Raw genomic sequence first — 13,626 nt, forward strand, 5'->3', positions numbered from 1 at the left:
CCGGTAATGCGTCCCTTGTTTTTCCTCAATTCCGGATGGGATTGGAACGGGTCTCAGTGTTGCGCGTATGCCAATGCCGGCGCGTGTCCTGGGCGATGCCACGGCCACGCGTGCAGACGCGCGCCGCCCTCACGGGTTGCGCGCGCAACTGGCTGGGTCCGCCGCCAGGGCGGGCCCGGAATCAGGAATTGGGGGTGGAGGAAGGCTCGGCGTCCGCCGGCGCCGGGGCGGCGGGTTTCTTGCGGGGGCGTCCGCGCTGGCCGGGAGCGACGCGCCGGCTGGCGGTATGGGCCAGGCTGGCGATGAAGCTGGGGCCGCCCAGCGCCCATTGGCCGGAAACCGCCTGGTCGATGCGCTGGCTTTCCTCGCGCGACAGGCCGTCCTGCAGCCGCTTGCGGTAGTTGGCCTGGCGGTCGAACGGGGTGTTGCCGCAGGCCCAGTAATCGGCGTGGTCGGATTGCCATTGCGCCGGCGCCGCGGTGGTGTTGCCGGTGTGGCTGGCGGCGGAGGACCAGGGCCAGGAATCGGGATCCTGCGAGGCGCCGCTGCGCACGGGGTAGGTTTCCAGCCAGACCAGGGCCGGCAGCACCCAGGCGCCCGGCTCCAGCAAGGCGGAACGGTAGCGCCCCGCGAAGACCCGGCCGCCGCGCAGCCGCGCCGCCAGGTTGCGGCCCAGCGTCTGCATCAGCCGCGGCAAGCCTTCTTCGTCCGCCGGCGTGGCCAGCAGCAGGATGCGGTCGTTGGCAAGCAGCCAGCCGTGAACCGAGACGCGATGGCGTTGGGCGGATTCGCCCAGCCAGGTGGCCAGTTGATTCAGGATGTCGGCCGGCGCGGGTTGCGACGGCGCGGCCAGCGGCTGGATGAAGTTGGCCTGCACCAGTTGGGGCAGCCCAGGGGCGTACAGACGGGGCAGACGGGCCATAGTGTCAGGACTTGCGTATCCGGAAGAACGGTTTGTCTTCTCTCACGGTATATAAATAGTGCCACGGTAGGCGCTGGTCAAGTCCCGTGATCACGATATGGGCAAGGAACTGTCATTTTTTTCGCTGTCCGTACCCGAGAAAGCGCAGGTTAACATTTGGCGACGGAACGTCGTACCGTGGATATACCCTAACCCGCCGGCGTTTTTTTTACCCCTCACGACTGGAGAAGACCTATGGCCGCGGCCCTGGAGCTCATTTCGCAGCATCGCTGCTTTGGCGGCTGGCAGCGCTACTATCGCCACGAGTCCGCGGAGATCGGCCTGCCCATGCGGTTCTCCGTTTACGTCCCGCCGCAAGCCGAACAGGGACCGGTTCCCGTGCTGGTCTACCTGGCGGGGCTGACCTGCACGGAAGAAACCTTCATGATCAAGGCTGGCGCCCAGCGCCTGGCCGCGGAACTCGGCGTCATGCTGGTCGCCCCGGACACCAGCCCCCGCGGCGCCAACGTGCCGGGCGAGGACGAAAGCTGGGACCTGGGCACCGGCGCGGGGTTCTACGTCGACGCCACCACGCCCGCCTGGCTGGCCCACTACCGCATGTACAGCTACGTGACCCAGGAATTGCACGGCATCGTCACGGGCGGCGCCCTGCCGGGCGACGCGTCGCGCACGGGCATCTTCGGCCATTCCATGGGCGGCCACGGCGCCCTGGTGCTGGCGCTGCGCAATCCCGGCAAGTTCCGTTCGGTGTCGGCGTTCGCGCCCATCGCCGCGCCCAGCCAGTGTCCGTGGGGCAAAAAGGCGTTCGGCGCCTACCTGGGCGCCGACGTCGACGACTGGGCCGCCTATGACGCGTCGGCGCTGATGCGCCAGGCCCGGCGCCCGTTCCCCGGCGGCATCCTGATCGACCAGGGGGAGTCGGACCAGTTCCTGGCGGAACAGTTGTATCCCGAGGTATTCGAGGCCGCCTGCGCCGCCGCGGACCAGCCGCTGACCCTGCGCCGCCACGGAGGCTACGACCATGGCTACTACTTCATCTCGACCTTCATCGAGGATCACATCCGGTTTCACGTCGAGCGGCTTGGAAAACCGGCGGCCTGAGGGCGCTTCTATACTGGCGGGCCCGCCGCGCCCGGGGCCCGGCCCGGCCGCCGCCCGCGGCGTGTTCTTAGAAAGGAACGCCTGACTTGATCAACGGAATCGCTCCCTTTGTCTGGATACTGCTGGGCGCCATCGTCGTCCTGTTGCCGGGAATCGTCATGCTGCTGGGCCGGGGCGGCCCGCGCGACGAACGCGGCCGCAAGATATTCCAGTTCCGGCCGGTGCGCCGCCTGTTCGGGCTGATGCTGGTATTGCTGGGGGGCGTGTCCGGCCTGCTGGCCCTGTCGCTGGTGCAGTTCTTCCGCCTGACCGCCGACGAGTCCGTCGCCCGTATCGAAATCCGGCAACTGGCCGAGGGCCAGTTCCAGGTCGACGCCAGCGCTCCGGGCAGCGGGACCCGGCAGTACGTGCTGTATGGCGACCAATGGCAGATCGACGCGCGGGTCGTCCGCTGGAAGGTGCCGGCGCTGATGGCGGGCGCGCCGCCGCTGTACCGCCTGGAGCGGCTGTCCGGCCGGTACAGCGATGCGGCCCGCGAGGCCACGGCCACGCGCTCGGTCCATGCGCTGGACGACTGGCCCGCCCCGGACCTGGCCTCGCTGAAGAAGAATTTTCCGAACTGGTTCCCCTTCGTCGATGTCCAATTCGGCAGCGGCGCCTATATGCCTTTGTTCGACGGCGCCCGCTACCAGGTTTACATGGATCCCCGGGGCGCGCTGTTCGTCCGGCCGGACGGAGAGGCCACCGCCGAGGGCTTGAAACGCCTGGGCTGGTAGGGAAAGCCCCCACGCCGCGCCCGCTGCGCGGGCTTGCTGCCCCCCGCGGGGGCTGCGCCGCCTTGGGGCGGCCCGGCGGCGGCGCGGCCATTCTGGCGAAAATTTGCTGCCCTGATGTCGCGCCCGCTGTTCGGGCTTGTTGAAAATAAATGGGGACGAGCTATGCGGAAGGAAACTTTGACGCGCCGCAATAGTCGAATTAGCACTCCCATTACTAGAGTGCTAACATCGAATCCATGTCGTTACCCCTTCGCCTTCCGGAGACTCCCGCTATGAAACAACCCAGTACCTCGTTGGCCGCTTCCGGCAACGCCCTGGCGTTGGCCATTGCCAATCCGGGCGCACTCGGCACGATCGACGCATACATTTCCGCGGTGAACCGCCTGCCGGTCCTGTCGGCGGAACGTGAAACCGAGCTCGGCCGCCGCCTGCGCGACCAGGAAGACCTGGGCGCCGCGCGGGAGCTGATCCTGTCGCACCTGCGGCTGGTGGTGTCGGTGGCCCGGCAGTACCTGGGCTACGGCTTGCCCCACGCCGACCTCATCCAGGAAGGCAATGTCGGCCTGATGAAGGCCGTGAAGCGCTTCGATCCCGAACGCGGCGTGCGCCTGGTGTCGTTCGCCGTGCACTGGATCAAGGCGGAAATTCACGAATACATCATCCGCAACTGGCGCCTGGTGAAAGTCGCGACCACCAAGGCCCAGCGCAAGCTGTTCTTCAATCTGCGCAGCATGCGCCCCGACGGCCAGACGCTGGATCCCGACCAGGTCGACCACATCGCGCGCGAACTGAACGTGCGCCGCGAAGACGTGAGCGAAATGGAAGTCCGCCTGTCCGGCCGCGACATGTCGCTGGAAAACCAGGACGACGACGATGACAGCTACGCGCCCATCGCCTACCTGTCCGACGAAGGTCGCCAGGAACCCACGCGGGTGCTGGAACGCGCCGCGCGCGACCAACTGCAAGGCAGCGGCCTGAGCGACGCGCTGGAGGCGCTGGACCCCCGTTCGCGCCGTATCGTCGAAGCGCGCTGGCTGCAGGACGACGGCGGCGCCACGCTGCACGAACTGGCGCAGGAATTCGGCGTCTCGGCCGAACGCATCCGCCAGATCGAGGCCGCCGCCCTGAAGAAGATGCGGGGCAACCTCGCGGCCTAAGACACCGCGTCGTTCATGCAAAGGGCCGCTTCCGCGGCCCTTTCGTTTTTTGGCGGCCCGGCTAGGCGGCTTGCATAATTTGATACAAATTCATCCGGAAATTTTGCACCGCGCCAGAAACTTAATGGGGATCGCGCCGCCTAACTTCATGTAGACCGCGAACTTCGGTTGGTAGTCTTATCGTCCGTCTCGGCTTCTCCTCTTTCCCCTCCCCTATGAGACGGATGTTTGCGGGGCACCATGCATATCGGTGCCCCGTTTTTTATTTGGGCCCCCACGCTGCACAAGCTTCGCTTGCTTGCTGCCCCCCACGGGGGCTGGCCCGCCTTGGGGCGGCCCGGCGGCGGGCCGGCCATTTTTGCGAAGGCTGTGGTGGACCCTCACGCTGCCCACGCTTCGCGTGCTTGCTGCCCCCCGAGGGGGCTGCGCCGCCTTGGGGCGGCCCGGCGGCGGCGCGGCTATTCTTGCGGAGGCTGTGGTGAACTCCCACGCCGCGCAAGCTTCGCGCGCTTGCTGTCCCCCGCGGGGGCTGGCCCATCTTGGAACGACCTACGCCGCCCGCGCCTTGTCCGGCGCGGCCAGGGCCGTGTGCCACAGCGCGTCCTGCACGCGCCGAACGCCCGTCGCCATCGACCCGTCCTGGTACAGCTTGATCCAGCGGTAGCCGGGCGCCATGTTGTCCACCACGTGCTTGCCGTCCCGGATGCTGAACTGGAAGCAGGTCGACGGCGTGGCCAGCATGCGCAGGTTGTGGCGGCGGCGGTCGAACTCGTGGTGCACGTGACCCCACAGCAGCACGCGGACCTGCGGCCAGCGCGCCAGCAGTTTGAACAGCGCCTGGGGGTTGTCGATCATCATCGTGTCGTGCCAGTGGCTGTCGATCTGCATGGGGTTGTGATGCATCGCCACCAGGGTGTGGCGGCCGGGCGCCTCGGCCAGCGCCGCTTCCAGCATGTCGAGCTGGGCGTCGGGCAGATGGCCCGCGTTGGAACCCGGCACCGTGGTGTCCAGCGTGACGACGCGCCAGGCGCCCACGTCGGCCACCGGGACCGACCATTCCGCCAATTCCTGGCGCATCACGGCCGGCAGGTCGTGGTTGCCCGGCAGGCAGCGCACGCAGGCGCGGTCCAGCGCGGGCGCCTCGGCCAGGATGGCGGCGAAGCGCCGGTAGGCCGCCGCCTCGCCGTCCTGGGACAGGTCGCCCGTGGCCAGCAGCAGGTCGGGATGGCGGCCGTCGGCCTCGATCTGGCGCAGCACGGCGCGCAGGCTGGCGTCGGTATCGACGCCCAGCATCGAGGTGCCGGCTTCGCCGAACAGATGGCTGTCCGTCACCTGGACCAGCATGGCGGGCGCGTCGTCGCGCCGGGTCAGTGAATGGATGCGGGCCAAGTGCCGCTCCTGAAAAGTTGGTGCAATTCCACATTACCCAAAAAACATGGCGCAGCGCGTATCGCACGCCCGCATTGGGGTAACGAAACGTGCATTCTCGACGATTCTCTGTGGTTCCCGGCCCGGGCTGGAGGAAAAAAGCCGCTATTCTTGTGAAACTTCAGATTCAAGATCGGACGCGGCGCTAATAATGAATGTCGGTTTTCTCGTATTCGGCCTGGCCGGTTTGCTCACGCTGGTCTGTTTCATGCCGCCCCTGGCCGGCCGCCTCAAGCTGCCGTATTCGGTGCTGCTGGCCATCGTCGGCTGCCTGCTCGGCATCATCGTGCACGTGCATGGCTGGGCGCCTAGCTGGATCGGCGACTTCCTCGACTCCCTGGAACACTTCGAGATTTCGTCGGAAACCTTCTTGATGGTGTTCCTGCCGGTGCTGCTGTTCGAGACCGCGCTGTCCATGAACGTGCGGCGCCTGATGGACGACATCGGCCCCATCCTGATGATGGCCATCGTGGCCGTGGTGGTGTGCACCGTGGTGGTCGGCGTGACCCTGGACGCCATTTCGCCCTACGGCATGGTGGTCTGCCTGCTGCTGGGCGCCATCGTGGCGACGACCGATCCGGTGGCCGTGGTGGGCATCTTCCGGGAGGTCGGGGCCCCCAAGCGCCTGACCACCCTGGTCGAAGGCGAAAGCCTGTTCAACGACGCCGCGTCCATCGCCTTGTACTCGGTGCTGCTGGCCGTCCTGAGCGGACATGGCGAGCTGACCGTCAGCGGCATTTTCAACGACTTCATCGTGCACTTCATCGGCGGCGGCCTGGCCGGCTTCGCGATGGGGCGCCTGGCCTGCCTGCTGTTCGCCTGGCTGCGCGGTTTCCCCACGGCGGAAATCACGCTGACGCTGACGCTGGCCTACCTGTCCTTCTTCATTTCCGAGCACTACCTGAACGTCTCGGGCGTGGTCGCCACGGTGATCGCCGGCCTGGTGGTCGGGTCCGCCGGCCGCACGCGCATGTCCCCCACCACCTTTGAACACCTGGCCAGTTCCTGGGAGCAGTTCGGGTTCTGGGCCAATTCGCTGATCTTCCTGTTCGCGGCGATGCTGATCCCCAAGCTGATGGCGGCCGCCGACTGGCAGGAACTGGTGCTGGTGGCGGTGCTGTTCGTGACCACGCTGGTGGCCCGCGCCATCGTGGTCTTCGGCCTGTTGCCGCTGCTGGGCATGACCCCGCTGAGCACCAAGGTCAGCAATCCGTACAAGGTGGTGATGCTGTGGGGCGGACTGCGCGGCGCCGTATCGCTGGCGCTGGCGCTTGCCGTCACGGAACAGACCGGCGTGCCCGAAGAAGCGCGCCAGTTTATCGCCGTCGCCACCACGGGCTTCGTGCTGATCACGCTGTTCGTCAACGGCATCAGCCTGCGTCCGCTGATCCGCATGCTGGGCCTGAACCAGTTGTCGTCCGTGGAGCGCACCATCCGCAACCAGGCCCTGGCCGTGGCGCTGGAAGACCTGCAGGGCAAGACGGACGAGGTTGCCAGGACCGAGCACATCGGCACCGAGGTCCGCGACCGCATCCGCGCCGTGTTCGACGCCAGCCTGACCAGCGTGCACGACGGCCAGGTCAGCCAGATGAGCGACGACCAGCGCGTCGCGGTGGGACTGGCCATCGTGGCGCAGCGCGAAGAGGAAATGTTCTTCGACATCCTGAAGGCGCAGATCGTGGACTGGCGCATGGCCGAGGCCCTGCTGGCGCGGGCGGAACGGCTGGAGGACGCGATCCGGCTGGGGGGCATCCCGGGCTTCGAGCGCGCCATCGTCGCCGACGTGCGCTATTCCACCGGATTCCGCATCGCCCTGCGCCTGCACTACCTGTTCGGGTTCCAGGGCTGGCTGGCGCGCGAACTGGGCCAGCGTTTCGCCAACCTGATGAGCAAGCGGTCGGTCGCGCAGCGCCTGATCGTGTTCGCCCGCGAGCAGATCACGCCCCTGCTGGGCGAGGAAGCGACGCAGCGCATCGTCATCCTGCACCAGCGCCGGCTGGACCTGATCGAAAACGCCATGCAGGCCCTCAACCTGCAATACCCGTCCTATGCGCAGTGGCTGCAGGAAAGCTACCTGGGCCGCGTGGCCCGCGAAATGGAGCGCATCCGCTATCGCGACATGCTCGAGCAATTCCTGATCAGTGGCGAGGTGTACGCGGACCTGATGGCGCAATTGAAGAGCCGCTGGGCCCATATCGACAAGCATCCGCCGCTGGACATCGAAATGAGCGCGGCCGAACTGATCAAGCGCGTGCCCCTGTTCGAAGGCCTGTCGGCCGACTCCCTGCGGGCCATCAGCAAGCTGCTCAAGCCGCGGCTGTCGCTGCCGGACCAGCGCGTGCTCACCAAGGGCCGGCATGGCGAAGAGATGTGCTTCGTGGCGTCCGGCGCCGTGGCCGTGCATCTGCCCGACGACACCATGATCGAACTGGGCAGCGGCGAATTCTTCGGCGAACTCGGGCTGCTGGGAGAACAGCAGATCATGCCGGACGTGACTTCGCTGGGGTACAGCAAGCTGCTGATGCTGTCCTCGCGGGATTTCCACGCCCTGCTGGCGCGCGATGAAAACCTGCGCGAGCGCATCCAGCTCGTGGCCAAGCAGCGCCTGCGCGCGATCGAGGTGTGGAAACAGTTCTCGCAGGCCAACGCCGCGCCCGCGCCGGCTCCTGCCCCGGCCTCGGCGCCCAGCCCGGCCCAGGCGGCCGAAGCTGCGGAGGCCGCGGGGGTCAGCACGCCGTCCGGCGCAGGCGCGGAAAGCGCGGAGGCCGCGCGCGGGACGCCCGGCGCCGGCACGCCGCAAGAGGGCGTGCCGCCGGGCGAGATCCTGGGCGAGCCGGGAGCCGTGCCTCGCTAGTTGGGGTGGAAGGCCCTACGCCGGGATTTCGCCGGCCGAGCGGCGCTGCATGATGTCTTCGACGATCACCAGCGCCGCTTCCAGCGTGAATTCGCCGTCCGTCACCCGGCGCACGGCCGTGGCCACGTCGACTGTGGCGATTTCCATGACTTCGCCGTCGCGGTTGGCCGGCCGGGCGTCGGACGCCAGGATGCAGGTGCTGGTCAGGACGTCTTCGACCTGATAGCCCTCGGGCAGGCGGCGATGGATGCGCAGGATCGTGCGCAAGGGCGAACGCCGCCCCAGGTCGGGCTCGTCCAGCCCCGCCTCTTCGCCGCATTCGCGCACCAGCGCCAGTTCCAGGTCCTCGCGGCTGCCGGCCAGGCCGCCCACCAGCGTGTCCCACATACCGGGATCGGTCGATTTGCTGAGCGCGCGGCGCGCGACCCACAGCCGGCCGTCCGGCGTCCACGCGTTCAAGTGCACCGCCTTGGTCAGCAGCCCCAGGGGGCGGACCGCGGCGCGTTCGATCACGCCCAGCGGTTCGTCGCCGTCCATGACGTCCAGCAATTCATCGCGCCAGCCGCGCAGGCAGTTGGCTTGGCGCAACAGTTCCGCGGCCTGTTCGAGCACGCCGTCCAGGCCCGCGCCCGGCGCCATGCCCGTGCCGATGCGCAAGGCCTCGCCGTCCGCTTCGATGCCCGCCGCGCCGCGCAGGGCGTCGCAGGCCGCGTGCGTGGCCCAGCCGCAGCGGCGCCCCGCTATATATAAGGCGCGCGCGCCGTCGGGGGCGGGCTCCTGGGCGCGCGCGCGCAGGGCGGCATACAAGTCGGACAACTGCTGTTGCATCGTGGGGCCGTGGTGGTGATGTTGTCGACGATTTTATGCCAGCCGGTTTTCCGCGCGCGGTCAAGAGGGCGCGGCCAAATGGGGGCGGCGCCGATGAATTCAAGGGCACTAACTTACATCTGTTTGCGCGTCCGCTATAATCCGGCAGTTTCTTTGTGATTTCGAGTGGGAACGACAGGGGCCGCTCTATCTCCCTGCCTCGCCCTGCCATCTAATAATTGCGCGTTGCCCGTTTCCGGTGACTTCCGCCACTAGAGAACGGACCTACGCGCCGTGTTTCGAGGTAAGCATGAAGAAGTGGAGAGGGATACTGGGGGCTTGTGCGATGCTGATTGGCAGCGTGGCGGGTGCTCAGGTGCAAGACATGCCCGGCGGCCCGAAGGTCAATCAGCTCAACCTGCATGAGGGTGTCACGGCGATTTCGCGCGACATCATGTGGCTGCATTGGATGCTGCTCACGATCTGTATCGTGATCTTCATCGGCGTCTTTGGAGTGATGTTCTATTCCATCTGGGCGCACCGCAAGTCCCGCGGCCACAAGGCCGCGACCTTCCATGAACACCTGGGCGTCGAAGTCGCGTGGACGGTCATCCCGTTCATCATCGTCATCGCCATGGCGCTGCCGGCCACCAAGACCGTGGTCGCCATGAAAGACACCTCCAGCGCCGACGTCACCGTGAAAGTCACGGGCTACCAATGGAAGTGGGGCTACGAGTATCTCGACGGCCAGGCCGCCGGCATCAAGTTCCTTTCCACGCTGTCGACCCCGCGCGCGCAGATCGAGAACCGCGAGCCCAAGGGCGAGTTCTACCTGATGGAAGTGGACAACCACCTGGTCGTCCCCGTGAACAAGAAGGTCCGCGTCGTCCTGACCGCCGCCGACGTCATCCACTCCTGGATGATTCCGGACTTCGGCGTGAAGCAGGACGCCATCCCCGGTTTCCTGCGCGATGCCTGGTTCAATGCCGACAAACCCGGCATCTACCGGGGCCAGTGCGCGGAACTTTGCGGCAAGGATCACGCATTCATGCCCATCGTCGTGGAAGTTCTGGCGCAAGCCGACTACGATAAGTGGGTTGAAGACCAAAAGAAGAAGATGGCGGCGAACGCCGACGATCCGAATAAAGAGTGGACGGAAGCCGAACTGGTTGCCCGCGGCGAAAAGGTTTTCGCGGCGAATTGCGTGGCCTGTCACCAGGCCAACGGCAAGGGCATCCCGGGCAGTTTCCCCCCGCTTGACGGAGACAAGGTTGTTCTGGGCCCGAAGGCGGAGCAGATCAACACCGTGCTGAAGGGCAAGCCCGGCACCGCGATGGCGCCATTCGGCGGGCAGCTCAACGATGTCGAGATCGCGGCGGTCATCAGCTATACGCGCCATGCCTGGAGCAATGCGGGCAAGGGGCAGGACCCGACGGTTCTACCGAAGGACGTGGCGGCCGCGCGCTGATTGCGCGCGCCCAGTTCCTCCACCGTTAGAACCGGTTCCGTTTAGTTAGAGATACCCTGCCGGCCCCGTGGATCGGGGGCGGCACTCAGCAGGAAGGAGTCCATCATGAGCAGCGTCACTGTAGACCACGTGTCGCCGGGCCACGGCCACGGTCACGATGACCACCACCACGCCATCCCCACCGGCTGGCGCCGCTGGCTTTTCGCCACGAACCACAAAGACATCGGGACGATGTACCTCATCTTCTCGTTCGTCATGCTGCTGGAAGGCGGCACGCTGGCCTTGCTGCTGCGCACCGAGCTCTTCGAGCCGGGCCTGCAGTTCTTCCGCCCCGAACTCTTCAACCAGTTCACCACCATGCACGGCCTCGTGATGGTGTTCGGCGCGGTCATGCCGGCCTTCGTGGGCTTCGCGAACTGGATGATCCCGATGCAGATCGGCGCGTCCGACATGGCGTTCGCCCGCATGAACAACTTCAGCTTCTGGCTGCTGCCGGTCGCCGCCATCATGCTTACGGCGTCGTTCTTCGTGCCCGGCGGCGCCACCGCGGCCGGCTGGACCCTGTACGCGCCGCTGTCGCTGCAGATGGGCCCCGGCATGGACCTGGCGATCTTCGCGCTGCACATCATGGGCGCCTCGTCCATCATGGGCGCGATCAACATCATCGTGACCGTGCTGAACATGCGCGCGCCCGGCCTGACGCTGATGAAGATGCCGCTGTTCTGCTGGACCTGGCTGATCACCGCCTTCCTGCTGCTGGCCGTGATGCCGGTGCTGGCCGCCGCCATCACCATGGTGCTGACCGACCGCCACTTCGGCACGGGCTTCTTCAACGCCGCCGCCGGCGGCGACCCGGTCCTGTACCAGCACGTGTTCTGGTTCTTCGGGCACCCCGAGGTCTACATCATGATCCTGCCGGCGTTCGGTATCGTGTCGGCCATCGTGCCCGCGTTCGCCCGCAAGAAGCTGTTCGGCTACGCCTCCATGGTTTACGCCACCGCCTCCATCGCCGTGCTGTCCTTCATCGTGTGGGCGCACCACATGTTCACGACGGGCATGCCGGTGACCGGCCAGCTCTACTTCATGTACGCGACCATGCTCATCTCCATTCCCACGGGGGTGAAGGTGTTCAACTGGGTCGCCACCATGTGGCGCGGCTCCATGACGTTCGAGACCCCGATGCTGTTCTCGATCGGCTTCATCTTCGTGTTCACCATGGGCGGCTTCACGGGGCTGATCCTGTCGGTGGCGCCCATCGACATCCAGGTGCACGACACGTACTACGTGGTCGCCCACTTCCACTACGTGCTGGTGGCGGGCTCGCTGTTCGCCCTGTTCGCCGGCGCCTACTACTGGGTGCCCAAGTGGACGGGCCGCATGTACAGCGAAAAGCTGGGCAAGCTGCACTTCTGGTCCACGCTGATTTCGTTCAACGTGACCTTCTTCCCGATGCACTTCCTGGGCCTGGCCGGCATGCCGCGCCGTTATGCCGACTACGCCGGGCAGTTCACGACCTTCCACCAGATGGCCACCATCGGCGCGTTCTGGTTCGGCCTGTCGCAGTTGATCTTCCTGTGGGCGATGATCCGCTGCTACATGGGCAAGGGCGAAGTCGCCTCGGCCAAGCCGTGGGAAGGCGCCGAAGGCCTGGAATGGACGGTGCCCTCGCCCGCGCCCTTCCACACCTTCGAAACCCCGCCCGAAGTGAAGTAAAGACGCCTTTCACGTTTCAGGTAACACAGCAATGACACCCGAGCAGCGCCGCCGCAACAAAATCGCAGGACTGGTCCTGCTGGCTTTCGTCATCGCCGTGTTCGCCTGGACCGTGCTGCGCGGCTCGGCCCTGCTGTCCGGCGTCGCCGTCAACTAGGACGCGGCCATGAGCGACGACCTGCGCCAGACCTCCCAGCGCAAGCTGAGCTTTCTTCAGACCATGAAGGCGGTGGCGTGGGGCTTTTTCGGCGTGCGCAAGGGGTCGGGCCACCGGGAGGACATCGCCAGGCTCAATCCGGTCCACGTGATCGTGGCCGGCCTGCTGGCAGCGGCGCTCTTCGTTACTGTGCTGGTATTAATTGTGCGTTGGGCCGTTTCCAGCCTGACTTGAATCACTTAATCTATAAATCTGTACCAGGGAGAAAGCCATGAGTGCAAGTCACTCGGTTCAAGGTAAAGAGGCACCGTACTACTTTGTGCCCGCCGACTCGGGTCATCCCGTGCGCACGGCTGTTGCGCTGCTGTTCATGGGCCTGAGCGCCGCGGGCTGGATCAACGGCGTTAGCTGGGCCAAGTGGTCCCTGCTGGCGGGTTTCATCGGCTTGATCGTGGTGCTGTACTTCTGGTTCGGCGACGCCATCCAGGAATCCGAGGCCGGCCTGAACAGCAAGCGCATCGACGGTTCCTACCGTTGGGGCATGAGCTGGTTCATCTTCTCCGAAGTCATGTTCTTCGCGGCGTTCTTCGGCGCCCTCTGGTACACGCGCACCATCACCACGCCGTGGCTGGGCGACATGGACCACCGGCTGATGCTGTGGCCCGACTTCCAGGCCGTGTGGCCGAACTTCGGCCCGGCGGGCGTGGTCGAGCACTTCCAGACCGTGGGCCCCTTCTGGCTGCCCACGATCAACACCGCGCTGCTGCTGAGCTCCGGCGTCACGCTGACCATCGCCCACCACGCGCTGCGCGAAAACCACCGCGGCAAGACCATCTTCTGGCTGCTGGCCACGGTCGTCCTGGGCTTCGTCTTCGTGGCCTGTCAGGCATACGAGTACCACCACGCCTATACCGAGCTGAACCTGAAGTTCAATTCGGGGGCCTACGGCTCGCTGTTCTACATGCTGACCGGCTTCCACGGCTTCCACGTGCTGCTGGGCGCCACCATGCTGACGGTCATCCTGGTCCGCCTGCTCCGCGGGCATTTCACCGCCGACCACCATTTCGGCTTCGAAGGCGCCGCCTGGTACTGGCACTTCGTGGACGTGGTGTGGCTGGGCCTGTACCTGTTCGTCTACTGGTTCTGAGAGGGCGGCACCGGCGGACCCGGCAAAGCCGGATCCGCGGCGCCCTGGATCTGGGGAGACTGTCTTGCGCGGAGCGCAAAGCGCGATGGAGGCCGG

At 66.2% G+C, this 13,626-nt stretch carries 12 protein-coding genes; 9 read left to right on the forward strand and 3 right to left on the reverse strand.

Annotation, left to right across the window (positions count from 1 at the left end):
- Positions 1 to 181: 181 nt before the first annotated feature.
- On the reverse strand, positions 182 to 922 hold the full coding sequence (locus WHX56_RS05835; RefSeq protein ID WP_129241286.1) for a hypothetical protein: 741 nt from the start codon (positions 920 to 922) through the stop codon (positions 182 to 184).
- Positions 923 to 1,156: 234 nt separating this feature from the next.
- Here WHX56_RS05835 and fghA point away from each other — a divergent pair, with 234 nt between their 5' ends.
- From fghA to rpoH, 3 genes are all read left to right on the forward strand, one after another.
- Positions 1,157 to 2,023: an S-formylglutathione hydrolase gene (gene fghA / locus WHX56_RS05840; protein WP_129241287.1), complete on the forward strand. Its 867-nt coding sequence runs from the start codon at positions 1,157 to 1,159 to the stop codon at positions 2,021 to 2,023.
- An 86-nt stretch (positions 2,024 to 2,109) separates the two neighbouring features.
- Positions 2,110 to 2,799 carry a hypothetical protein gene (locus WHX56_RS05845; protein ID WP_129241288.1) on the forward strand — a complete coding sequence of 230 codons (690 nt, stop codon included), beginning with the start codon at positions 2,110 to 2,112 and terminating at the stop codon, positions 2,797 to 2,799.
- Between the two features lie 272 nt (positions 2,800 to 3,071).
- Positions 3,072 to 3,956 (forward strand): RNA polymerase sigma factor RpoH, encoded by an 885-nt coding sequence (rpoH, locus tag WHX56_RS05850; protein ID WP_129241289.1) that lies wholly within the window; start codon positions 3,072 to 3,074, stop codon positions 3,954 to 3,956.
- A gap of 549 nt (positions 3,957 to 4,505) precedes the next feature.
- Here the strand turns inward: rpoH and cpdA are convergent.
- Complete coding sequence (gene cpdA, locus WHX56_RS05855; RefSeq protein ID WP_338880709.1) at positions 4,506 to 5,345, reverse strand: 3',5'-cyclic-AMP phosphodiesterase; 840 nt, start codon at positions 5,343 to 5,345, stop codon at positions 4,506 to 4,508.
- Positions 5,346 to 5,535: 190 nt separating this feature from the next.
- Here cpdA and WHX56_RS05860 point away from each other — a divergent pair, with 190 nt between their 5' ends.
- A complete protein-coding gene (locus WHX56_RS05860; protein ID WP_338880710.1) occupies positions 5,536 to 8,238 on the forward strand; it encodes a cation:proton antiporter in 2,703 nt (900 codons plus the stop codon).
- Positions 8,239 to 8,253: 15 nt separating this feature from the next.
- Here WHX56_RS05860 and WHX56_RS05865 read toward each other — a convergent pair whose 3' ends face one another.
- A complete protein-coding gene (locus WHX56_RS05865; RefSeq protein ID WP_338880711.1) occupies positions 8,254 to 9,066 on the reverse strand; it encodes an NUDIX hydrolase in 813 nt (270 codons plus the stop codon).
- A 289-nt stretch (positions 9,067 to 9,355) separates the two neighbouring features.
- On the opposite strand from WHX56_RS05865, the gene coxB reads away from it, so the two are divergent.
- From coxB to WHX56_RS05890, 5 genes are all read left to right on the forward strand, one after another.
- A complete protein-coding gene (gene coxB / locus WHX56_RS05870) occupies positions 9,356 to 10,513 on the forward strand; it encodes a cytochrome c oxidase subunit II (protein ID WP_129241293.1) in 1,158 nt (385 codons plus the stop codon).
- A 105-nt stretch (positions 10,514 to 10,618) separates the two neighbouring features.
- On the forward strand, positions 10,619 to 12,226 hold the full coding sequence (ctaD, locus tag WHX56_RS05875) for a cytochrome c oxidase subunit I (protein WP_129241294.1): 1,608 nt from the start codon (positions 10,619 to 10,621) through the stop codon (positions 12,224 to 12,226).
- A 31-nt stretch (positions 12,227 to 12,257) separates the two neighbouring features.
- On the forward strand, positions 12,258 to 12,383 hold the full coding sequence (locus WHX56_RS05880; protein ID WP_042795689.1) for a cytochrome oxidase small assembly protein: 126 nt from the start codon (positions 12,258 to 12,260) through the stop codon (positions 12,381 to 12,383).
- 9 nt (positions 12,384 to 12,392) lie between these two features.
- Entirely contained in the window at positions 12,393 to 12,617 is a 225-nt protein-coding gene (locus WHX56_RS05885; RefSeq protein ID WP_129241295.1) for a DUF2970 domain-containing protein, read from the forward strand.
- Between the two features lie 37 nt (positions 12,618 to 12,654).
- A complete protein-coding gene (locus tag WHX56_RS05890) occupies positions 12,655 to 13,530 on the forward strand; it encodes a cytochrome c oxidase subunit 3 (protein WP_287754178.1) in 876 nt (291 codons plus the stop codon).
- The last annotated feature ends 96 nt before the right edge of the window (positions 13,531 to 13,626 follow it).

Source organism: Achromobacter veterisilvae (genome assembly GCF_037619525.1).
In the GTDB taxonomy this organism is placed as follows: Bacteria; Pseudomonadota; Gammaproteobacteria; order Burkholderiales; family Burkholderiaceae_B; genus Achromobacter; species Achromobacter veterisilvae.